Below are 23612 nucleotides of genomic sequence, written 5' to 3'. Positions count from 1 at the left end.
CGATAAACAGGCTGGGCGCGTCTCGCGTCGCGCAAACGTCCCGGAGTGCAGATCGGTCGTGTCCTGAACCTTTCGATCGCGCTCCGGGCGTGTCTGGAGGCAACGCATAGGACTGCCGCGGCGCCTGCGCCGATCGACGCCAGGCGCCGAGGCCTGTTTCGATCGGAGGATTTTCACATGAAGTATTTTCTGTCTGGATTGATCGCGATCGGTCTTTCTATCGCCGCCATGCCGTCATTCGCGGCTGACGCCCGCAACGTCACCGTCGTCAACGAGACCGGCTATGCCATCAAATTCCTGGGCTTCAACGCGCCGGATGACGGCCTGGACGAGTGGGACAACGAGCTCGAGAAGGTGCTCCAGAACCAAGCCAGCACCTATGTCGAGTTCGACGAGGACGACGAGGGCTGTGTCTGGAACATCCGCGTCGACTGGCAGAGCTACGACGAGGCGGTGCTCTGGAAGAACGTCAACCTCTGCAAGATGACCGCGCTTCGGCTGCGCTACGATCCCGGCACCAAGACCACCTCCTTCCTCGCGGAATAGCGCCGGCTGACATCGTCCGGAGGATGGGCCGTTCGGTCCTTCCTCAAGTACGTTCGGACGATGACGAATTCGTCCTTTGCAAGCGCAAGCGGCTTTGTTATACGCAGCCGCGCGCGAACGACTGGTTCGCCTTTTCCTCGGTAGCTCAGCGGTAGAGCATCCGACTGTTAATCGGATGGTCGCTGGTTCGAATCCAGCCCGGGGAGCCAAATCCTGCTGCAAATTCAATGAGATATGGTCGCACCCTCATGCGGCGCACAACCTCGTTGGACTGATTTCTGAGCAGCGCGCCCACGATCCCCGACTGGAATCGCATTCAAGCAGATGTGTGCATGGGCGTCGTCGCGCCATGTGGGCGGCGCCAAATCGACTCAATTGAAATCGAGCTTCGCAACTGCCGGGTTTTTACGGAGCTGATTCCCATGCCAGACATCCAGGTCGACCACATGGCCCCCTCGATTCTGCCGGCCGACATTCCCGAACTCAGCGATGACGAATGCCTCGCCTGCCTGGCGCGCGCGGTCGAGACACCCGACTCGGCGCGGCTGGACGAGGTCGCGGCTCTGATCGGGCGCCTTGCGGTCGCAATCGAATAATCGTTCCGGCCCCGGGGCTGCGGTAAGATGCGGAAGCCTTGGTCTCGAAGGCCAATGGCCGTGTTGCGTTTTGGCCGGGCATGTTCCAAAGATGCCGCCAACTTTGGTTCGCGGCATTGCCGCATTGCAGGGTCCGCAAATGTCCGGTTTCTCGACCGCGCGCCTCAAAATGGTCGATGGCCAGGTGCGCACCAGTGACGTCACCGATCGTCGTGTTCTCGATGCCATGCTCACGGTTCCGCGCGAGGCCTTCGTGCCCGCCGGCCGGCAGGCGTTGGCCTATCTCGACCTCGACCTCGACGTGAGCGAGGGCGCAGCCAAGCGCTTCCTGATCAAGCCGCAACTGACCGGCAAGCTGCTTCAGGCCGCCGAAATCGGCGAGGGTGACAACGTGCTGGTGGTCGGCTGCGCCACGGGATATCTCGCCGCGCTGACGGCCAGGCTGGCACGGCAGGTGACCGCAACGGAATGCGATTCGGCTCTGGCCGCGAAGGCCAAGGATGCCTTTGCAGCCCTCGGGCTCGCCAATGTGACCTGCAAGGCCGCAGCCTGCACCGAAGGCGATCCTACCGCCGCTCCCTATGACGTGATCATCCTCAATGGCGCTGCCGAGGTGATGCCGGGGGCGCTGCTCGGGCAGCTCAAGGAGGGCGGGCGTCTGGTGGGGGTTTCGGCCGAATCTCGGCCCCCTCGGGCCATGATCGTGACCCGTACCCACGGTGAATTCGGCCATCGAACCCTGTTCGACGCTGCCGCTCCGGTCCTTCCCGGCCTGGCGCGGGCGGCCGCCTTCGTCTTCTGACAGCCCAAAACCAGCTAAAATCCCGTTCTGAATCAGAAGTGTGGCCGGGATGCTGCACGTGAAGAGTTTCCACCGAGAACTACCCTCAGGTGGTTCCGTCGCGCTTGACCGCGTCCTATGTTGCGGCGGGGCAGCGACTCCACTCGTAGACGGTACTCAGCTCGCGGGCACGAGCCGGGCGTTAGAATGAACGGAATTTTTGGGATGCATGGGGTGAAGCTCTTCACCGGAGCTGCGGTTTCGGTCCTGTTGCTCGCACTTGCCGGGCCGACGCCTGCCTTGGCGGATACGATCGAGTCTGCGCTGGTACGCGCCTATCAGAACAATCCGCAGCTCAACGCACAGCGTGCCCAGGTGCGCTCGACTGACGAAAACGTGCCGCAGGCCTTGTCCGGTTATCGCCCCAGGGTCTCGCTGACGGCGAGCGGCGGTTACCAGTACTCGGACTTCAAGAGTGCCTCTACCAGCGATCCCGTTAATGGCACGGGCATTCCCCGAAGCGTGGGACTGACTGCCTCCCAGACGCTGTACAACGGCAACCAGACCGCCAACAGGACGCGCGCCGCGGAGAGTCAGGTTTCCGGCGCTCGCGAGGCGTTGCGCAGTCTCGATCAAAGCGTGCTGCTCCAGGCCGCCACGACCTATATGGATTATCTGCGCGACGCGGCGACGCTCGAAGTCCAGCGCAGCAACGTGCGGGTGCTCGAGCAGACGCTCAAGCAGACCCGTGACCGCTTCAACGTCGGCGAAGTCACGCGCACCGACGTAGCGCAATCGGAAGCACAGCTGGCGGCCGGCAGAACGCAGGCTCTGACTGCCGAATCGAACCTCAATACGACCCGTGCGAACTTCCGCCGCATCATCGGCAACGAGCCGACGAACTTGGCGCCCGGCTCGCCTGTCGATCGTTTCCTGCCCGCGACGCTCGCCACGGCGGTCCAGCTCGGCCTTGTCGAGCATCCCAACGTCACGGCCGCCATGTTCGGCATCGACGTCAACTTCCTGCAGGTCAAGGTCGCCGAGGGCGCTCTGCTGCCGACGGTCACCCTGCAGGCGAGCGCGAGCCAAGCCTACGAGCAATCCTTGATCCAGTATCGGGCATTCACCGCGTCCGCGGTGGCGCAGATCTCGGTGCCGATCTATCAGGGCGGCGGCGAATATTCGCTGATCCGCCAGTCCAAGGAAAACCTGGCGCAGCAACGTCTCAACCTTGAAAACACGCGGGATCAGACCCGCGCCACCATCGTCCAGTGGTGGGGTTCGTTGCAGGCCGGCAAGGCGCAGGTGCAATCCGCCCAAGCGCAAGTGACGGCGTCAGAGATCGCGCTGAACGGCGTGCGCGAAGAAGCCAAGGCCGGCCAGCGTACCACGCTCGACGTGCTCAACGCGCAGCAGGCGCTGGTCAACGCGCGCGTGGCGCTGGTGACCGCGCAGCACGACCGTGTCGTCGCATCCTACAACGTCCTCGCCGCCGTCGGCCGTCTCACGCCGCAGGTCCTCGGCCTTTCGACCACGGTTTATGATGCGAGCGTTCACTACCATCAGGTCCGCGACAGCTGGGCCGGCGTGCGTACGCCTGACGGGCGCTGATTCCCCGTAGTCATCCGGTCGGCCTCGCGAATAGCCGAGGCCGATCGGTGCTTTGCTTGCAATCATCAAAATCCCTGACATAGCCTTGCCGAGACAATGCGGGTCGATTCGCCCCGCGTTGATGCCGTATGCGTAAAGCTCGAGTGCCGGGGGCAGGGGCGCACCGCTGCACGTTGAGCCGTGATCTGGGGACAAGTCGGGCTGCCGCGACGAAAATGTCGGGGCTCCCGTTGCGGAACCGGCCAATCCTGTCGTGCTTGGTGTAAAACAGCGCATGCGAGGGCGTTGATGATGTGGAGTCGGAGATGACGCAGCCTGCAAAGGTCACAGAACCCTCGATGGAGGAGATTCTGGCCTCGATCCGGCGCATCATTGCCGACGATGAGGCCAAGCCGCCGCCGGCTGAGACCGCCAAGCCCGAGAAAGCCGCGGCACCGGCCGCGCCGCCGAAGCCGCAGGCGATGAACGACATTCCGCCATCCAAGGTCGCTCCCGCCGCCGCCAAGCCTGTCGCCGAGAAGCCCGTGCCGCCACCGGCAGCAAAGCCCGCTCCAGCGCCGCCACCCGCGCCTGCGGCGGATGCGTCCAACAACCAGGACGACATCGACGCGCTGCTGGCGGGGCTCGACGCGGCTACGCCTGCGCCCGAGGTCCGTGCGCCAGAACCCGAGCCTGAGCCCGAACCCGACGTGCTCGAATTGACCGACGAGATGGCGGTGGATCCGACGCCGCCTCCGCCGCCACCAAGCTTCCGGAAGGTCGAGCCGCGCGACGATCTCGAATTCGCCGAATCGCCTCCGCCGCGTCCAACGCCGCCGCCGTCCTATGCGCCGGTGGATTTCGACGCCCCGCCGCTGCCGCCGCAGCAGCCCATGCTCGCGCAGTCGACGGTCTCGGCGGTCGAATCCGCCTTCAACTCCCTGGCCCATACGGTGCTCAGCAGCAATGCGCGGACGCTGGAGGATCTGGTCAAGGAGATGCTGCGTCCGATGCTGAAATCCTGGCTCGACGACAATTTGCCGGGCCTGGTTGAACGCATCGTGAAGGCCGAAATCGAGCGGGTCTCGCGCGGCGGCCGCTGAGACCGGCGGTTCGGCCCCGATATAGCCCTGCTCCCGTGGCATATTCGGCCTGCGGACCGGGCCGAATGCCCTTTGCCGCTGAGCTTCCCGTTGACTTGATCCGCCCGCGCGGCTTTCTAACGACCCCATGATCGAAAAAAATTACCAGCCCGCCGATATCGAAGCCCGCATGTCCGTGGTGTGGGAGGACAGCCTTGCCTTCAAGGCCGGCCGTCCCGACCGCCGCGACGCCGTGCCGTTTACCATCGTGATCCCGCCGCCGAACGTGACGGGCTCGCTGCACATGGGCCATGCCCTCAACAACACGCTGCAGGACATCCTGTGCCGGTTCGAGCGCATGCGCGGCCGTGACGTGCTGTGGCAGCCCGGCACCGACCATGCCGGCATCGCGACCCAGATGGTGGTCGAGCGGCAGCTGATGGAACGCCAGCAGCCCGGCCGGCGCGAGATGGGGCGCGAGAAATTCCTGGAGCGGGTCTGGCAATGGAAAGCCGAGAGCGGCGACACCATCATCAACCAGCTCAAGCGGCTCGGCGCGTCCTGCGACTGGTCGCGCGAGCGCTTCACGATGGACGAGGGCCTGTCGAAAGCCGTCGTCAAGGTGTTCGTCGAACTGCACCGCGAGGGGCTGATCTACAAGGACAAGCGGCTGGTGAACTGGGACACCAAGCTGCTGACTGCGATCTCGGATCTCGAAGTGCAGCAGACCGAGGTCAAGGGCCACCTCTGGTATCTGCGCTACCCGATCGAGGGCAGGAATTTCAATCCCGATGATCCCTCGACCTTCATCGTCGTCGCCACCACGCGCCCCGAGACCATGCTCGGCGACACCGGCGTTGCCGTGCATCCCGAGGATGAGCGCTATCAGAAGCTCGTCGGCAAGAACGTGATCCTGCCGCTGGTCGGCCGCAAGATCGCGATCGTTGCCGACGACTATTCCGATCCGGAAAAGGGCTCGGGCGCGGTGAAGATCACCCCGGCGCACGATTTCAACGACTTCGAGGTCGGCAATCGCCACGGCCTGCGCCGCATCAGCGTGATCGACAGGGAAGGCTGCCTCGATCTCGTCGACAACGAGGACTACCTGCGCGACCTGCCCGAAGGCGCATCGCAGTTCGCTGAGGAGTTCCACAAGGTTGATCGCTTCGTCTCGCGTAAGCGCATCGTCGAGCGGTTGGAATCGTTCGGCTTCGTCGAGCGGATCGAGCCGCACACCCACATGGTGCCGCACGGCGACCGCTCGAACAGCGTGATCGAGCCATATTTGACCGACCAGTGGTACGTCGACGCGAAGACACTCGCGAAACCCGCGATCGCGGCGGTCCGCTCGGGTGAAACCTCCTTCGTGCCGAAGAACTGGGAAAAGACCTATTTCGAATGGATGGAGAACATCCAGCCCTGGTGCATCTCGCGCCAGCTCTGGTGGGGCCATCAGATTCCGGCCTGGTACGGCCCTGACGGCAAGGTGTTCGTCGCCGAAACCGAGGAGGAGGCCGTCAGCCACGCGCTCGGCTATTACGTCGAGCAGGAGGTCATCACCGTCGAGCAGGGCCGCGAGATGGCGCTCGACCGCAACAAGCGCGAAGGCTTCATCACGCGCGACGAGGACGTGCTCGACACCTGGTTCTCCTCGGCGCTGTGGCCGTTCTCGACGCTCGGCTGGCCCGAAGACGCCCCCGAGGTGCAGCGCTACTATCCGACCAACGCGCTGGTGACCGGCTTCGACATCATCTTCTTCTGGGTCGCCCGCATGATGATGATGGGCCTGCACTTCATGAAGGAGGTGCCGTTCTCGACCATCTACATCCACGCCCTCGTCCGCGACGAGAAGGGCGCCAAGATGTCGAAGTCGAAGGGCAACGTCATCGATCCGCTCAGCCTGATCGACGAATACGGCGCGGACGCGCTGCGCTTCACGCTGGCCGCGATGGCGGCGCAGGGCCGCGATATCAAGCTCGCCACCAGCCGCGTCGAGGGCTATCGCAATTTCGCGACCAAGCTCTGGAATGCGTCCCGCTTCGCCGAGATGAACCACTGCGCCGTGCCGAATGGTTTCGAGCCGGCGAAGGCGAAGGAAACGCTGAACCGCTGGATCGCGCATGAGAGCGCGCACACCACACGCGAGGTGACCGAGGCGATCGAAGCCTATCGCTTCAACGATGCCGCGGGGGCGATCTATCGCTTCGTCTGGAACGTCTATTGCGACTGGTATGTCGAGCTCGCCAAGCCCGTGCTGCTTGGCCCGGACAGTCCCGCCAAGGACGAGACCCGCGCCATGGTCGCCTGGGCGCGCGACGAGATCCTGAAGCTGCTGCACCCCTTCATGCCCTTCATCACCGAAGAGTTGTGGGAGGTGACGGCGAAGCGCGACGGCCTGCTCGCACTGGCGCCGTGGCCCCTGAAGCGGGACGAGCCGACACCGGAGCAGCTTGCGATGCTTGCGGCGACGACAGGGCCGATCGATCCGCTCAGCTCGCCGGCCTGGGTGCTGCCGATCTTCGACCATGCCGACTTCGCTGACCCTGCGGCCGAGGCCGAGATCGGCTGGGTCATCGACCTCGTCACTCAGATCCGCTCGGTGCGCGCCGAGATGAACATCCCGCCGGCGACGCTGACGGCGCTGGTGCTCGCCGGCGCATCGACTGAAACGAAGGAGCGCGCGCCGCGCTGGACCGATGTCATCAAGCGCATGGCGCGGCTGTCGGACATCTCCTTCGCCGACCGTGCGCCCGACGGTGCGGTTCAGTTGCTCGTGCGCGGCGAGGTGGCCGCGCTGCCGCTCAAGGGCGTGATCGACGTCGCCGCCGAACGCACGCGTCTCGACAAGGAGATCGGCAAGGCCGACGCCGACATCAAGCGCGCCGAATCCAAGCTGGCGAACGAGAAATTCGTCGCCAACGCGGCCGAGGAGGTCGTCGAGGAGGAGCGCGAAAAGCGCGAGGCCGCGCTGGCACGCAAGGCCAAGCTGCTCGAAGCCATGGAACGGCTGAAGCAGGCGTCCTGAAGCGTTTTCCAGCGAAGTGGAATGGGCTCTGTCCCTATTTCGGAAACGGCTTGCTGAGAAACTTCGAGCTCCTGACTCCGTAGCGCCAGGGCAGCTCGACCGCCTTGGTAATGCCGATCCGGATGCCGGTCACGACCTCGACGTCCTCCGTCCGCGCATGCAGTGCGATCGGCGGCCGGTCCAACGGCAGGGCGTTGTGCGCGATGGTGATGCCAAGCGCCTCGGTCAACTTGCCCGGGCCCGAGCAGAGCGCCTGCAAATCCTGGAGATGACGGCGGCGGCGCATCGCAGCCAAGCCATGCGTCGGCTCCAGCGCGCGGATCAGCACGGCGCTCGCCGAGCCTTCCTCCTCGCAGACAAAATTGACGCACCAGTGGATGCCGTAGGAACGGTAGACATAGGCATAGCCGGGAGGGCCGAACATCACCTGGTTCCGCGGCGTCGGCCCGTTATAAGAATGCGCCGCCGGGTCGGTATGATGATAGGCCTCGACCTCGACGATGATGCCGCCGACGCCGTCGACCAGCATCGTCGCGCCGATCAGGTCGGGCGCGACCTCGTGGACGCTGCGGCCGAAAAAGGCACGCTTGAGCGGCTTGCCGAGCCGCGGTGTTGATGTCTTCGGAGGTGGAGCCATTCGAGGTGAGAATCGCTTGAGAACAGAGCAGGATATTGCCCATATCTGCCATGTTCCCTGAAGCGGTGCGAGCCGGGTTGCGATGCCTGTCCAGACCGACTAGGTAGGACCTGAACAGACCGGACACCCCATGGTCGTTATTGTCGATACCATCTCGAACCCGCTGCGCCCGCGCCACCCCGAAAAGGTGAACCGGCCTGACTCCGCTTCCCCGCCGAAGCCGGACTGGATCCGCGTGCGCGCCCCCAATACCCGCGGCTATGCCGACACCCGCAACATCGTGCGGTCCAACGGCCTGCACACGGTATGCGAGGAGGCGGGCTGCCCGAACATCGGTGAGTGCTGGGACAAGAAGCACGCCACCTTCATGATCATGGGTGACACCTGCACCCGTGCCTGCGCCTTCTGCAACGTCAAGACCGGCCTGCCGAATGCGCTGGACGCAGCGGAGCCGCAGAACGTCGCCGAGGCCGTCGCCAAGCTTGGCCTTGCCCATGTCGTCATCACCTCGGTCGACCGCGACGACCTCGCTGATGGAGGCGCCCAGCATTTCGCGGAGACGATCCGCGCCATCCGCGCGGCATGTCCCTCGACCACGATCGAGATCCTCACGCCCGACTTCCTGCGCAAACAAGGCGCGCTCGAAGTGGTCGTTGCCGCCAAGCCCGACGTCTTCAACCACAATCTCGAGACCGTGCCGTCGCGCTATCTCACGGTGCGGCCCGGCGCGCGCTATTTCCACTCGATCCGGCTGTTGCAGCGGGTCAAGGAACTCGATCCCACCATCTTCACCAAGTCCGGCATCATGGTCGGCCTCGGCGAGGAGCGCCACGAGGTGCAGCAGGTGATGGACGATCTGCGCTCGGCCGAGGTCGATTTCCTGACCATCGGCCAGTATCTCCAGCCGACCCGCAAGCACCACGCCGTGATGCGCTATGTGCCGCCGGACGAGTTCGCCTCCTACGAGAAGGTTGCCTATACCAAGGGCTTCCTGATGGTGTCGGCGAGCCCGCTCACCCGCTCGTCGCATCATGCCGGCGAGGATTTCGCGAGACTGAAGGCCGCGCGGGCCGCGACCGCCCGCTGAACCGCCATGCCCAAATTTTCGAGCAAGCGCCGTGTCAATCACAGCGCCTCCGAGATGTTCGATCTGGTCGCCGACGTCGAGCGCTATCCGGAGTTCGTGCCGCTGTGCAGCGCGTTGAAGGTGCGCCAACGGATGGCCAAGCCCGACGGCACCGAGGTGCTGGTCGCTGACATGACGGTGTCGTTCAAGCTGGTCAAGGAATCCTTCACCAGCCGGGTGAGCCTCGACCGCGCCAATTTGAAAATTCTCGTCGAGTATCTGCAAGGTCCTTTCAGCAATCTCGAAAACCGCTGGACGTTCGAGCCCAAAGGCCAAGAGCAGGGCGATGGCGTCTGCGACGTCGGGTTCTTCCTGTCCTACGAGTTCAGGAGCCGCATGCTTGCACTGCTGATGGGCTCGATGTTCGATGCCGCCTTCGCGCGATTCTCCACCGCCTTCGAGAAGCGGGCGGATGCGATCTACGGGCGACCGAAGCTGGCCTCGTCGTAGTCCTTAAGATCGGGAGTGTCGGGCCGTGTTCCCCTCGGCCGCCACGAGGGATCAATTCGCACTGCCGCGAGTTCAGTACGGATTGTCCGGGTTGGAGCTGCCATGACGATCAATTTCGACACGCTGAAGGCCTCGCTCGTCCTGTATGGCTTGAACGCGATCTATGCGGTGCTGTTGCTCGCGATCGGCTGGTATCTGTCCGGCGCAATGCAGCGGTTCGTCACTCGCCTGTTGAACGTCACGCACCGCGTCGACCCGCTGGTGACCTTGTTCGTGGGCAGTCTTGCGCGCTACGGCGTGCTCGCGGTGGTCGGCATCGCCGTGCTCCAGCTCTTCGGCATCCAGACCGCGAGCCTTGTCGCCGTGCTGGGCGCGACATCACTCGCCATCGGCCTCGCGCTTCAAGGCACGCTCTCCAATCTTGCGGCCGGCGTGATGCTGCTGCTGTTCCGGCCCTTTCACATCGGCGACGACGTCGAGGTGGCCGGAAAGGCGGGCAAGGTGAAGTCGCTGTCGCTGTTCATGACCGAGCTGGTCGCGCCCGACAACACGCAGATCCTGTTGCCGAACGGGCAGGTATGGGGCGCGGCCATCATCAACCACAGCGCCTACCCCGGCACGGGAGAGGTCAAGGTGGCTTTTCCGGTCCCGGCCGGCGCGGCCAATACGCTTGCGGATCGCATCCTCGAGGAGCTTCGCAACGACTCTCGCATCGACGACCAGGCGCAACCGACGGTCTCGGTCACAAAGGTGCTCGACGTCGGCAATCCCGCGGCACCGATCCTGGAATTGACGGTCAGCGCGAAGGCGAAACCCTCGGAGGTCGGAGCGGTCAAGCAGTGCGTGCTCGACCATGCCAGCGCGCTGCTCGCGGTGGCGTGAGGCGCGTCAGCTCCGTGGCGACCGCGTCGGCCTGCGCTTCACCGCGTGCCGCCGCGGCGAGCGGGTGACGCGCGGGCGCAGGCGGGTTGCGGCGGCGCGCGGCTTGGTCGGGGCCTGCGGGCCGCGGGCGAGTTCCATCAGCATGCGCAGCGCCTCGACGACGGAGCGCTGACGCACGGCGGTGCGGCCGATCGCGCCGAAACGATGCTCGCGGTGGATGATCCGGCCATCGCGCGCGGCTGCTGCGAAGTGCACGAGACCGACCGGCTTGCCGGGCGTTGCACCGCCGGGACCGGCAATGCCGGTGATGGCGACGGCGAGATCGACGCCGGCACGCTCCAGCGCGCCGACGGCCATCGCGGTTGCGGTCTCCTTGCTGACGGCGCCGAAATTGGTGAGCGTGCTCGCCTCGATCCCGAGCATCGCGCGCTTGGCATCGTTGGAATAGGTGACGAAGCCGCGATCGATGACATCAGAGGAGCCGGGGATGTCGGTCAGCGCGCCGGCGACAAGGCCGCCGGTGCAGGACTCAGCGGTCGCGATCGTCAGCTTGCGCATCCGGCACAGATCGAGCAGCGAGCGGGAGAGGGCGCGTGCGTCGCTGCCGCCCATGATCCTACATGCTCCAGGGAAGACGGATGGTGGCGCTCGCGGTGGCCGCGATGCCTTCCTCGCGGCCGGTGAAGCCGAGCCGCTCGCTGGTGGTCGCCTTCACCGCGACGCGCGAGACGTCGATGCCGGAGATCTCGGCGATGCGTGCGCGCATGGTGTCGCGCAACGGGCCAATCTTCGGCCGCTCGCAGATCATGGTGACCTCGAGATTGGCGATGCGGCCGCCGCGCTGGGTGACGCGCTCGATGGCGTATTTCAGGAACTGGTCGGAGGAGGCGCCCTTCCACTTCGCATCGCTCGGCGGAAAGTGCGAGCCGATGTCGCCGTCGGCGAGCGCGCCGAGGATGGCGTCGACCAGCGCATGCAGGCCGACATCGCCATCGGAATGGGCGAGAAAGCCTCTAGTATGCGGCACGCGCACGCCGCAGAGCATGAGGTGGTCGCCCTCGCCGAAGGCGTGCACGTCGTAGCCGGTGCCGGTCCTGATATCGCCGAGCTGGGCCGCCAGGCGCGCTTCCTCGCGCACGAAATCCTCGGGAGTGGTGAGCTTCATGTTGGCAACATCGCCTTCAAAGGTTGCAACCGTCAATCCCGCCCATTCGGCAATCGCGGCATCGTCGGTGAAATCGCTGCGGCCGTCCTTCGCCGCGCGACGATGCGCCTCGAGGATGACGTCGAAACGAAAGGATTGCGGCGTCTGCGCGATTCGCAGCCGCGCGCGATCCGGCGTGCCCTCGACATGTCCGCCATCGCCCGTGAGCTTGATCGTGTCGGTCACAGCAATGGCGGGGATCGCAGCGCCGGTGCGGCTCGCCGCCTCGATCGCACGCGAGATCAATCCTTCCGAGACGAAGGGGCGGGCGGCGTCATGGATCAGCACGATATCGGGCCGGTGCTTGACCAGGGCCTCGAGGCCGGCAAGCACGGACGCCTGCCGCGTCGCCCCGCCATTGGTCGGCGGCTCGTGCCGGAGCCCCGCGACCGCGGCCGTGAACATCGCGCTGTCATCGGGATTCACCACCGGCTGCACCGCGAACACGTCGGCGTGGCGGCTGAAGGCTTCCATGGCGCGATAGATCACGGGCACGCCGCCGATCTCGCGATATTGCTTCGGCCCGCCGGCGCCAGCGCGCAAGCCCCGACCGGCCGCGACAAGGACGACTGCGGTGCGCTGTGATTTCGCCATAGGACTCAAATACTCAATTGATGATGAAGAGTCGGGGGAGTGGGGTGATTGCCGCATGCCTCTAGCACGGCAGGCCCGCAAAAAAAGGGGGTTTCCCCGGATTGTTGGAAACAGCATTTTGCTGCACTGCACTTGCAAGATTTGCAGAATTGTCTAAACTGTAGGCATGACGCTTGACTGCACAAGAATTGTGCGCAAGATAGGTCATGGCAGGCGCGATGAGGCGCCGCCCAGTGACGAGACCCCTGTGACCGGTTCAGCAATATCCGGCTCTAAGCCGCTGAAAATAGGCGATATTGATGTCGCCACCCCGGTCTTCCTGGCGCCGATGTCGGGGGTGACGGACTCGCCCGTCCGCAAGCTGGCCGCCGAGCTTGGGGCCGGTCTCGTCGTGTCCGAAATGACCGCGAGCGATGAGCTCGCCAACGGGCACCGGAGGTCCCGGTTGCGTTGCGAAGCCACCGGAATCGGTCCGCACGTGGTCCAGCTCGCCGGCTGCGAGACCCACTGGATGGCCGAGGGGGCTCGGATCGCCGAAGCCGAAGGCGCCGATATCATCGACATCAACATGGGCTGTCCGGCCCGCCACGTCACCGGCGGCCAGTCCGGCTCGGCCCTGATGCGCGACCTCGACCATGCCCTCAGCCTGATCGAGGCGACCATCGCGGCGGTGAATGTGCCGGTGACGCTGAAGATGCGGCTGGGCTGGGACGATCGGACGCGCAACGCACCGGAGCTGGCGCTGCGCGCGGAAGCCGCCGGAATCAAGCTCGTCACGGTGCATGGCCGCACCCGCAGCCAGTTCTACAAGGGCGAGGCCGATTGGGATGCGATCCGCGCCGTGCGCGAAGCCATCGCCATTCCGCTCGTGGTCAACGGCGACATCACCACTTATGACAAGGCGCTCGCCGCCCTCGAGGCCTCCGGCGCCGATGCCGTGATGATCGGCCGCGGCGCGCAAGGCCAGCCCTGGCTTCCGGGCCAGATCGGCCGCCGCCTGAAGGGCGGGGCGGAGGAACTAGCGCCCTCGCTCGCGACCCAGCTGCATTATGTCCGCACGCTCTATGAGGGCGTCTGCGCGCTCTATGGTTTCCGCGTCGGCCTCAGGCACGCCCGCAAGCATCTGGGCTGGGCGCTCGACGTCGCGGCAGAGGCGAGCCGGGCGCCGGCCGAGACGCTGAAATCCTGGCGCCAGAAGATCCTGACCTCCGAAGATCCGCGCCTCGTTCATCAATCGCTGCAAGACGCCTTCGACGATTTCGCCTGGAGGGCTGCAGCATGACCTCGGCCGCCGAACATCGCCGCCCGTCCGACAGCGACGCGATCCTGGATGCGCTTCCCAATCCCGTGTTGATGATCGGGCCGGACGGCAAGATCGTTGCCGCCAACATCGCGACCGAAGCCTTCTTCGAGATCTCGACGCAATTCCTGAAGCGGCAGTCGCTGAAGGAGCTGGTCCCGTTCGGCAGCCCGCTGCTGGCGCTGATCGACCAGGTGCGCTCGTCGAACTCGCCGGTCAACGAATACAAGGTCGATCTCGGCACGCCGCGCATGGGCGGCGACCGCCAGGTCGATCTGCACGTGGCCCCGCTCACCGAGCGGCCCGGCCATATCGTGGTGATGCTGCAGGAGCGCTCCATCGCCGACAAGATGGACCGCCAGCTCACCCATCGCAGCGCGGCGCGCTCGGTGATCGCGCTGGCCGCGATGCTGGCGCATGAGATCAAGAACCCGCTCTCCGGCATCCGCGGCGCGGCGCAGCTCCTGGAGCAGCAGGCCTCGTCGGAAGACCGCATGCTGACGCGCCTGATCTGCGACGAGGCCGACCGCATCGTGACGCTGGTCGACCGCATGGAGGTGTTCGGCGACGAGCGTCCCGTGGTGCGCGGCCCCGTCAACATCCATTCGGTGCTAGACCACGTGAAGCGGCTGGCGCAGTCGGGCTTTGCCCGCAACATCCGCTTCATCGAGGATTACGATCCCTCGCTGCCGCCGGTGCTGGCGAATCAGGACCAGTTGATCCAGGTGTTCCTCAACCTCGTGAAGAACGCCGCGGAAGCCCTGATCGATGTGCCCGACGCCGAGATCCAGCTCACCACCGCCTTCCGCCCCGGCGTGCGCCTGTCAGTCCCCGGTCAAAAATCCCGGGTATCCTTGCCGCTCGAATTCTGCGTGAAGGACAACGGACCGGGCGTGCCGGACGATCTCCTGCCCAACCTGTTCGACCCCTTCGTGACCACCAAGCAGACCGGCTCGGGGCTGGGACTTGCGCTGGTCGCCAAGATCGTCGGCGATCACGGGGGCATCATCGAATGCGAATCTCAGCCGCGCAAAACCACCTTCCGCGTGCTGATGCCGATGTATTCCACATCGGTGAAACATGCCGATCAAAGCAGTCGCGCCGACTCTGCCGGGAAGTCGTCGCCTGTGTCACAGGGGGCGAAATGAGGATTTACGATGCCCGCAGGTAGCATTCTCGTAGCTGATGACGATACCGCCATCCGCACCGTACTCAATCAGGCACTGTCCCGGGCCGGTTATGAGGTCAGACTCACCGGCAATGCCGCAACACTGTGGCGCTGGGTCAGCCAGGGGGAAGGCGATCTCGTCATCACCGACGTGGTGATGCCGGATGAAAACGCCTTCGACCTGTTGCCGCGGATCAAGAAGATGCGGCCCAATCTACCCGTCATCGTCATGAGCGCGCAGAACACGTTCATGACGGCGATCCGCGCTTCCGAGCGCGGGGCCTACGAATATCTGCCGAAACCCTTCGACCTGAAAGAACTGATCGCCATCGTCGGCCGGGCGCTGGCCGAGCCGAAGGAGCGCGTCTCGACGCCGGACGAGGACGCCGAGATGGAGGCGATCCCGCTGGTCGGCCGTTCGCCGGCGATGCAGGAAATCTACCGCGTGCTCGCGCGCCTGATGCAGACCGACCTCACCGTGATGATCACGGGCGAGTCCGGAACCGGCAAGGAGCTGGTGGCGCGCGCGCTGCACGATTACGGCAAGCGCCGCAACGGCCCGTTCGTCGCGGTCAATATGGCCGCGATCCCGCGCGACCTCATCGAATCCGAATTGTTCGGCCATGAGCGCGGCGCCTTCACCGGCGCCAACACCCGCGCCTCCGGCCGGTTCGAGCAGGCCGAGGGCGGCACGCTGTTCCTCGACGAGATCGGCGACATGCCGATGGAGGCGCAGACCCGTCTGTTACGCGTGCTGCAGCAGGGCGAATACACCACCGTGGGCGGCCGCACCCCGATCAAGACCGACGTGCGTATCGTCGCGGCCTCCAACAAGGATCTGCGCGTGCTGATCCAGCAAGGCATGTTCCGCGAGGATCTGTTCTTCCGCCTCAACGTCGTGCCATTGCGGCTGCCGCCGCTCCGCGAACGCATCGAGGATCTGCCGGATCTCGTGCGGCACTTCTTCACGCTGGCCGAGAAGGACGGGCTGCCGCCGAAGAAGCTGGATACCCTGGCGCTGGAACGGATGAAGCAGCACCGCTGGCCGGGCAACGTGCGCGAACTGGAGAATTTGGCACGGCGTCTCGCGGCGCTCTATCCGCAGGACGTGATCACGGGCTCCGTCATCGACGGGGAACTCGCCCCACCCACGGTCAGTCCGGGTGCGGCGGTCCAGCAAGGCGTCGACAATCTCGGCGGCGCGGTGGAGGCGTATCTGTCCTCGCACTTCCAGGGCTTCCCGAACGGCGTGCCGCCGCCCGGCCTCTATCATCGCATCCTCAAGGAGATCGAGGTGCCGCTGCTCACGGCCGCGCTCGCGGCCACCCGCGGCAACCAGATCCGCGCCGCGGACCTGCTCGGCCTCAACCGCAACACGCTGCGCAAGAAGATCCGGGATCTCGATATTCAGGTGTATCGGAGCGGGGGATAGCTCGCTTGCGACAAACGCCACACGCGTTTGCGCGGAGGTGGCTCAGCTCCCCCTACCAAAGCGGAGCTGAGCCTGTCCGGATCGCGCTGGCCGTTGTGGCTGACGCGGTGAGCAGAAGTCCGAGACGGACCTAATTGTTCCGCTAAAAAGGGACGATCCCGGCATTTGGCCGCAGGGCGCGCTGCCGCCCCTTATCTGACCAGGCGAGTTGATGTCGGCAGCATGGCAAAATCAGCTCGCTCCTGCAGACCTTGGCCATTGACCAGCAGGTCCGAGGCCACGATCAGCAGCAGCACAGCCGAAGCCATTATCGCGAGAAAGATCCTGTCCATACCGGGTCAAGCCGGAATAGCCGGCTTCCGTTCCCGCTGGTTTGGCATTGCGCTGTGGATGGGCCCCATCGCCCCGCTGAGGACGCCGCGGAATTGTCGCAATTCGGCAACAATGTGGTACGAATACATCAGTATCCGCCCCGTCGCGGACCCGTTTTCAGCACCGCCATTGCCGGAATGACCAGCGCAGACACCTCGGCCGCACACTTTGACACGGCCCCAGCAGATGAGCCCCGGCGTTGGTCGGTGAGGCGCTGGCTGGCACCCTTTGCCGTGGCACTGGCGTTGCTGTCGGCTTTCCTGACTTTCCTGGTCCTGACCGGCCTCACCACGATTGATCCGACGCCCGAGATCGTCCGCTCGCTCTACCTGATCAATGCAGCGACGATCCTGCTGCTGGTCGGCATCATCGTTCGCGAGCTCTGGCAGCTGATCCTGGCGCGGCGGCGGGGCAGGGCGGCGGCGCGCCTCCATGTCCAGATCGTCAGCCTGTTCTCGATCGTGGCGGTGCTGCCGGCGGTGCTGGTCGCCGTCGTTGCCAACGTCACCATCGAGCGCGGCCTCGACCGGTTGTTCTCCGGTCCCACCAAGCAGGTGATCCAGAACTCGCTGACGATCGCGCGGGCCTACATGCAGGACCATGCGCAGCTGATCCGTGGTGACATTCTCGGCATGGCCAACGACATCGCGCACGCCCGGCCGCTCTTCGACCAGGATCGCCGCTCGTTCCGCGAGATGCTCACCGCCAGCGCCGGCTCCCGCAACCTGCCTGGCGCGATGATCATCGACAAGAACACCAACATCCTGGAATCCGCCGACACCGGCATGCGGCTCGCTTATTCGCCGCCGGCGCCCGACTTCCTCAGCAACGTCAACGAGAACGAACCCGAGATCGCGGTGCTGCCGGACGCGAGCTACGTTGCCGCGGTGATCCGGTTGCGCGCCTTCAACGACACCTTCCTCTATGTCGCCCGACCGCTTGATCCGAATGTTGTCGCTCAGCTCAAGCAGACCGAGGTCAGCGTCGCCGAATACGCCCAGATCGAGTCGCGCCGCCTCGGCATCCAGGTCGCCTTTGCGCTGATGTTCGCGGTGATTGCGCTCACCATCCTGATGGCTTCGGTGCTGATCGGCCTCAACTTCGCCAATTCGCTGGTCTCGCCGATCCGGCGGCTGATGAATGCGGCTCACACGGTCTCGACCGGCGATCTCCATGTCCAGGTGCCGGTGCACCAGTCGGAGGGCGATCTCGCGCAACTCGGCGAGACCTTCAACAAGATGACGCAGGAATTGCGCAGCCAGCGCGACGAGCTCGTCAACGCCAGTGACCTCATCGACAGCCGCCGCCGCTTCATCGAGGCCGTGCTGTCCTCGGCGAGCGCGGGCATCATCGGCGTCGATACCTCCGGCAGCGTCGGCATCCTCAACCGCTCCGCCGAGAAGCTGATCGGGCACTCCGAAGCCGAGACGCTCGGCCACCCGCTCTCCGACGTGCTGCCCGAGCTCGACGAGATGATGAAGGCGGCGCGGGAGGGGACCCAGCGTCTGGTGCAGGGCCAGATCACGATCACCCGCGACGGGCAGGAACGCAATCTGTCGGTTCGGGTCAGCGCCGAGAAGAACCAGCCGCACGACAGTTACATCATCACACTCGACGACATCACCGAGCTGGTCTCGGCACAGCGCACCTCGGCCTGGGGCGACGTGGCGCGCCGCATCGCGCATGAGATCAAGAATCCCCTGACGCCGATCCAGCTCTCCGCCGAGCGCATCCGCCGCAAGTTCGGCAAGGACATCACCGAGACCAAGGACAAGCAGATCTTCGACCAGTGCACCGATACCATTGTGCGCCAGGTCGACGATATCCGCCGCATGGTCGACGAGTTCTCGCGTTTCGCGCGGATGCCGAAGCCGGTGATGGAAGGCGAGGACGTCGCCGACGCCGTGCGGCAGGCGGTGTTCCTGATGAAGGTCGCGCATCCCGAGATCGATATCGAGGCCGAATTCAAGCAGGATCCGCTGCGCGCTCAGTTCGACCGGCGGCTGATCTCCCAGGCGGTCACCAACATCGTCAAGAACGCCACCGAGGCGATCGAGCAGGTCCCGCCGGAGGAACTCGGCCGTGAAAACGGAAAAGGCCGCATCGATGTCGTGGTGTCGCGCGAAGGCGAGGACGTGCTGATCGACGTGGTCGACAACGGCATCGGCCTGCCCAAGGTCGCGCGCTCGCGTCTGCTCGAGCCATATGTTACCACACGAGCCAAAGGCACCGGACTTGGCCTTGCCATCGTCGGCCGCGTGCTGGAGGACCATGGCGGGCGCATCGAGCTGAAGGATGCTTCCGACTTTCGCGAAGGCCAGCGCGGCGCCTGGATGCGGATGCGCTTTGCGATCTCCGGGCAACCCGCGAAGGCCGAGCGAGCAGAGCAGGCCGGCGCTGCTGTCAAGGGTCAGGCGCAGGAAACAAAAGGGCCGGCGGCCGAAACCAAAGAGCCGGCTGAAAAGACCAATGATTCAACGAAAATCGAAGCCTCAACAGGTAGCTGACAAGGCGGGCGCGACCCATGGCAAGTGAAATTCTGATTGTCGATGATGAGGCCGATATTCGGGATCTCGTTGCGGGCATCCTCGAGGACGAGGGCTTCGTGACCCGGACCGCGCGCGACAGCGATTCGGCGCTCGCCGAGATCGCCAACCGCAGGCCGCATCTGGTGTTCCTCGACATCTGGCTGCAGGGCTCCAAGCTCGACGGCTTGCAGCTCCTGGAGCAGGTCAAGAAGGACAATGCCGACCTGCCGGTGGTGATGATCTCCGGGCACGGCAACATCGAGACCGCGGTCGCGGCGATCAAGCGCGGCGCCTACGACTTCATCGAGAAGCCGTTCAAGGCAGACCGGCTGATCCTGGTCGCGACCAGAGCGCTGGAGAACTCGCGGCTCAAGCGCGAGGTCAAGGAGCTCAAGCAGCTCGCGCCGAGCGCCAGCCAGCTCGTCGGCCGCTCGCCCAGCATGAACCAGCTGCGTCAGACCATCGAGCGCGCGGCCAAGGCCAACAGCCGCATCCTGATCGTCGGCCCCGCCGGCGCCGGCAAGGAGCTGACCGCGCGCACGCTGCACACGGCCTCGGGCCGTGCCGACGGTCCCTTCGTCGTCATCAACGCCGCTGCGATCACGCCTGAGCGCATGGAGCACGAGCTGTTCGGCATCGAGCAGTCCAACGGCGAGCAGGCACGCAAGCCCGGCGCGCTCGAGGAAGCCCATGGCGGCACGCTGTTCATCGACGAGATCGCCGACATGCCGCGCGAGACGCAGAACAAGATCCTGCGCGTGCTGGTGGAGCAATCGTTCCAGCGCGTCGGCGGCACAGCCAAGGTGCAGGTCGATGTGCGAATCATCTCCTCGACCGCGCGTAATCTCGAAGAGGAAATCGCGGCCGGCCATTTCCGCGAGGATCTCTATCATCGGCTCTCGGTGGTGCCGATCCGGGTGCCCGCGCTGTCGGAACGGCGCGAGGACATTCCGGAATTGATCGACTACTTCATGGAGCAGATTTCGGCCGGCAGCGGCCTGCCCAAGCGCCAGATCGGGCAGGATGCGATGGCGGTGCTCCAATCGCATGTCTGGCCGGGCAATGTGCGCCAGCTTCGCAACAACGTTGAGAGAGTCATGATTCTAGCTGCGGGTGGCCCCGAGGTCATCATTACCGCCGACATGCTGCCGCAGGACGTCGGCTCCATGGTGCCGGCGATGCCGACCAGCAACAACGGCGAGCACATCATGGGCCTGCCGCTGCGCGAAGCGCGCGAAGTATTCGAGCGCGACTATTTGATTGCACAGATCAGCCGTTTTTCAGGAAATATTTCTCGAACAGCCGAGTTCGTTGGCATGGAACGTTCGGCGCTGCACCGGAAGCTGAAGGCGCTCGGTGTCGGCTAGAGCGTTTTCGGGCGAAGTGGATACCGGTTCGCGTAAAGAAAACGCGTCAAAACAAGAGTCTAACGCCGCGAGCCTGCGGTGACATCTCGGGGATAGGTCAGGAAAATCATCGATTTCCGTAGTCTTTCGGGGCAATAGGGCGTGCCCTGCCGCGTGAAGCGGCTTGCCTAAAAGGTCCACCTGTCCTCTAATCGCACAGCTGTTCCTTCCGAGGGGGATCTCATGAGGAACGGCAACCGGGAGAGGCCCCGAACATCACAAAGAGGGCCGCAACCGGCGCAATAAAAAGAAACTCAAAGCGAGAAAAAAAATGGCGGCAGACCGCGCACAAAACCTACAGGACACCTTCCTCAATCACGTTCGCAAAACCAAGACGCCACTGACGATCTTTCTGGTCAACGGAGTGAAGCTCCAGGGCATTGTGACCTGGTTCGACAATTTCTGTTTGCTGCTTCGGCGCGACGGTCACTCGCAGCTTGTCTACAAGCACGCGATCTCGACCATCATGCCGGGCGCACCGATTCAGTTGTTCGAAGGCGGCGAGGATCAGCCGGCTTGAGAGTGATCTGATTGGAACCCCGGAACTTCGACGGGGATGCCGACCGTCCGCGGCCGGCAGGGGCTAAACAGACGGGGCGGGTGCTGGTCATCGGCCCCTATCTGCGGGTGCGCGCGGGAAGTTCCGACGCGCAATCGGAGGGACATGTTCAGCGTGACGCCGAAGCCCGGCTCGATGAAGCCGCCGGTCTCGCGCGCGCGATCGATCTCGTCATTGCAGATGCCATCATCGCGCCGATCAGCCAGATCCGACCCGCCACCTATATCGGCAAGGGCAAGGTCGAGGAGATTGCCGGGCTGATCAAGAGCCTCGATGTCGAGCTTGTGGTGATGGATTGCGCGCTGGCGCCGATCCAGCAGCGCAATCTCGAAAAGGAACTGCACGCCAAGGTGCTCGACCGCACCGGGCTCATCCTGGAGATCTTCGGTCGCCGCGCCAAGACCAGGGAAGGCTCACTTCAGGTCGAGCTGGCGCATCTCAACTACCAGCGCTCGCGCCTCGTGCGCTCATGGACCCATCTGGAGCGCCAGCGCGGCGGCTTCGGATTCATGGGCGGTCCCGGCGAGACCCAGATCGAGGCCGACCGCCGCCTGATCCAGGAGCGCATCTCCAAGCTCGAGAGCGAGCTGAAGAAGGTGCAGGCGACGCGCCGGCTTCATCGTGCCGGACGCCAGCGCGTGCCGTATCGCGTGGTTGCGCTGGTCGGCTACACCAATGCCGGCAAGTCGACGCTATTCAACCGCCTGACGCGCGCCGACGTGCAGGCCGCGGACATGCTGTTTGCCACGCTCGATCCCACCTTGCGCGCGCTGAGCCTGCCGCATGGCGGCAAGGCGATGCTGTCGGACACGGTCGGTTTCATCTCCAACCTGCCGACCCAGCTCGTTGCCGCCTTCCGTGCCACGCTGGAAGAGGTGCTGGAGGCCGACGTCATCCTGCATGTGCGCGACATCTCGCATGAGGACGCCGAGGCGCAGCAGAGCGACGTCGACGCCGTGCTGCGCCAGCTCGGCATCAATCCCGACGATTCAGGCCGCATCATCGAGGTCTGGAACAAGATCGACCGCTACGATGCCGAGCAGCGCGAAGAGCTCTTGAACATCGCGGCGCGCAGGCCTGAGGATCACCCGGCGATGCTGGTCTCGGCCGTGTCGGGCGAGGGCGTCGATGCGCTTCTGGCCGCGATCGAGGAGCGTCTGGCCGCCAAACGCACCACGCTCGATCTCTCCATCGACGCCGCCGACGGTGCCGGCATCAGCTGGCTGCATCGCAATTCCGAGGTGCTCTCGAAAGAGCTGCACGACGGCCGCTTCGACATGACCGTGCGGGTGGACGAGACCAAGCGGGATATCGTGGTGTCGAGGTTCGATGCGGTGCCGCATCTATCCGGGTAACCAGTGTCGTCCAGGCAAACGAGTTGCACGGCGGACGCCCCGACAACGTTGCCGTCCCGGACAAGCGTAGCTCCCGAGAACGCGGGGCTGTCTAGAGCGCTGATCCGGGAGCGAATTAGCGGCGCGCTTCCTTGTAGGCCTCGGAAGGCAGCTTCGTCTCGCCCTTTGCTTCATTCCACAGCGCATCCATCTCCGCCAGCGAGGCCTGCTCGAGGGTCCGGCCCTGCGCCGCAAGCGCCCGTTCGATATAGGCAAAGCGCCGCTCGAATTTCGCGTTCGTCGCACGCAATGCGGCGTCCGGATCGGCATCGACATGGCGGGCAAGGTTGACGAGCGCGAACATGAGATCGCCGGTCTCTTCCGCCAGTTCCTGCTTGTCGTTGCGGTCGAGCGCGGCCTCGATCTCATCGGCTTCCTCGCGGATCTTTGCCAGCACCGCGCGCGGGTCGTTCCAGTCGAAGCCGACGGTGGAAGCCTTGCGTTGCAGCTCCATGGCACGCGTCAGCGCGGGCTGGCCGGTTTTCACGCCTGACAGCAGCGATTTGTGCGTCGGAGCCTGCTCCGGCGGCCGGCGCGCGGCGCGCTCGGCCTTCTCCTCCGCCTTGATGCGGTCCCAGACTTCCTTGACGTGGGAGGAGGCGAGGTTGCCGTCTTTGTCCGCAAAGACATGGGGATGGCGCCGGATCATCTTGCGGGTGATGGCCTCGACGACATCTCCGAACGCGAAGGCATTCTGCTCCGAGGCCATCTGGGCGTGGAACACCACTTGCAGCAGCAGGTCGCCAAGTTCCTCGCGGAGATCATCGAGATCACCGCGATCGATCGCATCGACGACCTCATATGCCTCCTCGATCGTATAGGGCGCGATCGTCGCGAAATTCTGCTCGAGGTCCCAGGGGCAGCCGGTCACCGGCGTGCGCAGTGCCGCCATGATCTCGATCAGGCGGGAAATGTCGCGGGAAGGGGTCATTGCGGGGCG

The 23612-nt window shown here is 64.8% G+C and carries 21 protein-coding genes and 1 tRNA gene; 17 read left to right on the top strand and 5 right to left on the bottom strand.

The features are described 5' to 3' along the window. Positions 1-177 precede the first annotated feature (177 nt). The 7 genes from ACFDR6_RS11790 to ACFDR6_RS11760 all read left to right on the top strand — a co-directional run bounded on the left by ACFDR6_RS11790 (position 178) and on the right by ACFDR6_RS11760 (position 7620). Positions 178-546, top strand: a complete 369-nt coding sequence (locus tag ACFDR6_RS11790; RefSeq protein WP_317239512.1) for a hypothetical protein — start codon at positions 178-180, stop codon at positions 544-546. Positions 547-680: 134 nt separating this feature from the next. Beyond that, positions 681-755: transfer RNA gene (locus ACFDR6_RS11785), tRNA-Asn, on the top strand. Positions 756-968: 213 nt separating this feature from the next. Further along, the gene (locus ACFDR6_RS11780; RefSeq protein ID WP_018320416.1) at positions 969-1142 is read left to right on the top strand and encodes a hypothetical protein; all 174 of its coding nucleotides are present in this window, start codon (positions 969-971) and stop codon (positions 1140-1142) included. A 139-nt stretch (positions 1143-1281) separates the two neighbouring features. After that, positions 1282-1944, top strand: a complete 663-nt coding sequence (locus ACFDR6_RS11775) for a protein-L-isoaspartate O-methyltransferase family protein (RefSeq protein ID WP_212085230.1) — start codon at positions 1282-1284, stop codon at positions 1942-1944. Between the two features lie 204 nt (positions 1945-2148). Continuing rightward, positions 2149-3534, top strand: coding sequence for a TolC family outer membrane protein (locus ACFDR6_RS11770; protein ID WP_212087241.1), 1386 nt, complete (start codon positions 2149-2151; stop codon positions 3532-3534). A 305-nt stretch (positions 3535-3839) separates the two neighbouring features. Beyond that, on the top strand, positions 3840-4616 hold the full coding sequence (locus ACFDR6_RS11765) for a PopZ family protein (protein WP_375858350.1): 777 nt from the start codon (positions 3840-3842) through the stop codon (positions 4614-4616). Between the two features lie 127 nt (positions 4617-4743). Then, positions 4744-7620, top strand: coding sequence for a valine--tRNA ligase (locus tag ACFDR6_RS11760; RefSeq protein WP_375858349.1), 2877 nt, complete (start codon positions 4744-4746; stop codon positions 7618-7620). Positions 7621-7654: 34 nt separating this feature from the next. On the opposite strand, the gene ACFDR6_RS11755 is transcribed toward ACFDR6_RS11760, so the two are convergent. Beyond that, positions 7655-8257: a DNA-3-methyladenine glycosylase gene (locus tag ACFDR6_RS11755; RefSeq protein WP_375858348.1), complete on the bottom strand. Its 603-nt coding sequence runs from the start codon at positions 8255-8257 to the stop codon at positions 7655-7657. A 130-nt stretch (positions 8258-8387) separates the two neighbouring features. Here ACFDR6_RS11755 and lipA point away from each other — a divergent pair, with 130 nt between their 5' ends. From lipA to ACFDR6_RS11740, 3 genes are all read left to right on the top strand, one after another. Continuing rightward, positions 8388-9344: a lipoyl synthase gene (gene lipA, locus ACFDR6_RS11750; RefSeq protein WP_212085253.1), complete on the top strand. Its 957-nt coding sequence runs from the start codon at positions 8388-8390 to the stop codon at positions 9342-9344. Between the two features lie 6 nt (positions 9345-9350). Continuing rightward, positions 9351-9833: a type II toxin-antitoxin system RatA family toxin gene (locus ACFDR6_RS11745; RefSeq protein ID WP_212085255.1), complete on the top strand. Its 483-nt coding sequence runs from the start codon at positions 9351-9353 to the stop codon at positions 9831-9833. A 102-nt stretch (positions 9834-9935) separates the two neighbouring features. Then, a complete protein-coding gene (locus ACFDR6_RS11740) occupies positions 9936-10715 on the top strand; it encodes a mechanosensitive ion channel family protein (protein ID WP_375858347.1) in 780 nt (259 codons plus the stop codon). A gap of 6 nt (positions 10716-10721) precedes the next feature. On the opposite strand, the gene ACFDR6_RS11735 is transcribed toward ACFDR6_RS11740, so the two are convergent. Together ACFDR6_RS11735 and ACFDR6_RS11730 are read right to left on the bottom strand one after the other, a co-directional pair. After that, positions 10722-11327, bottom strand: a complete 606-nt coding sequence (locus tag ACFDR6_RS11735; protein WP_375858346.1) for a CinA family protein — start codon at positions 11325-11327, stop codon at positions 10722-10724. Positions 11328-11331: 4 nt separating this feature from the next. Continuing rightward, positions 11332-12513 (bottom strand): bifunctional 2-C-methyl-D-erythritol 4-phosphate cytidylyltransferase/2-C-methyl-D-erythritol 2,4-cyclodiphosphate synthase, encoded by a 1182-nt coding sequence (locus ACFDR6_RS11730; protein ID WP_317239520.1) that lies wholly within the window; start codon positions 12511-12513, stop codon positions 11332-11334. A gap of 280 nt (positions 12514-12793) precedes the next feature. On the opposite strand from ACFDR6_RS11730, the gene dusB reads away from it, so the two are divergent. From dusB to ntrC, 3 genes are read left to right on the top strand one after another with little or no spacing between them, the layout of a single operon-like run. Beyond that, positions 12794-13795 (top strand): tRNA dihydrouridine synthase DusB, encoded by a 1002-nt coding sequence (gene dusB / locus ACFDR6_RS11725; protein WP_375858565.1) that lies wholly within the window; start codon positions 12794-12796, stop codon positions 13793-13795. Beyond that, entirely contained in the window at positions 13792-14961 is a 1170-nt protein-coding gene (locus ACFDR6_RS11720) for a two-component system sensor histidine kinase NtrB (RefSeq protein ID WP_212085270.1), read from the top strand. The genes dusB and ACFDR6_RS11720 overlap by 4 nt, the downstream gene beginning before the upstream one ends. A 9-nt stretch (positions 14962-14970) precedes the next feature. Then, positions 14971-16413 carry a nitrogen regulation protein NR(I) gene (gene ntrC / locus ACFDR6_RS11715; protein WP_212085272.1) on the top strand — a complete coding sequence of 481 codons (1443 nt, stop codon included), beginning with the start codon at positions 14971-14973 and terminating at the stop codon, positions 16411-16413. A 191-nt stretch (positions 16414-16604) separates the two neighbouring features. Here ntrC and ACFDR6_RS11710 read toward each other — a convergent pair whose 3' ends face one another. Then, complete coding sequence (locus ACFDR6_RS11710) at positions 16605-16745, bottom strand: hypothetical protein (RefSeq protein WP_375847763.1); 141 nt, start codon at positions 16743-16745, stop codon at positions 16605-16607. 177 nt (positions 16746-16922) lie between these two features. On the opposite strand from ACFDR6_RS11710, the gene ACFDR6_RS11705 reads away from it, so the two are divergent. The 4 genes from ACFDR6_RS11705 to hflX all read left to right on the top strand — a co-directional run bounded on the left by ACFDR6_RS11705 (position 16923) and on the right by hflX (position 22633). Further along, the gene (locus ACFDR6_RS11705; RefSeq protein WP_212085274.1) at positions 16923-19292 is read left to right on the top strand and encodes a sensor histidine kinase; all 2370 of its coding nucleotides are present in this window, start codon (positions 16923-16925) and stop codon (positions 19290-19292) included. A gap of 17 nt (positions 19293-19309) precedes the next feature. Further along, positions 19310-20680 carry a nitrogen assimilation response regulator NtrX gene (gene ntrX / locus ACFDR6_RS11700; RefSeq protein ID WP_212085276.1) on the top strand — a complete coding sequence of 457 codons (1371 nt, stop codon included), beginning with the start codon at positions 19310-19312 and terminating at the stop codon, positions 20678-20680. A 310-nt stretch (positions 20681-20990) separates the two neighbouring features. After that, complete coding sequence (gene hfq / locus ACFDR6_RS11695) at positions 20991-21239, top strand: RNA chaperone Hfq (protein ID WP_007591126.1); 249 nt, start codon at positions 20991-20993, stop codon at positions 21237-21239. A gap of 11 nt (positions 21240-21250) precedes the next feature. Beyond that, the gene (hflX, locus tag ACFDR6_RS11690) at positions 21251-22633 is read left to right on the top strand and encodes a GTPase HflX (RefSeq protein ID WP_212085286.1); all 1383 of its coding nucleotides are present in this window, start codon (positions 21251-21253) and stop codon (positions 22631-22633) included. 115 nt (positions 22634-22748) lie between these two features. Here hflX and mazG read toward each other — a convergent pair whose 3' ends face one another. Next, positions 22749-23603: a nucleoside triphosphate pyrophosphohydrolase gene (gene mazG, locus ACFDR6_RS11685; protein WP_375858344.1), complete on the bottom strand. Its 855-nt coding sequence runs from the start codon at positions 23601-23603 to the stop codon at positions 22749-22751. Positions 23604-23612: the final 9 nt, after the last annotated feature.

The sequence above is a fragment of the Bradyrhizobium tunisiense genome (assembly GCF_042263385.1).
Classification (GTDB): Bacteria; Pseudomonadota; Alphaproteobacteria; order Rhizobiales; family Xanthobacteraceae; genus Bradyrhizobium; species Bradyrhizobium tunisiense.
This window is presented reverse-complemented; position numbering and strand designations above follow the sequence as displayed.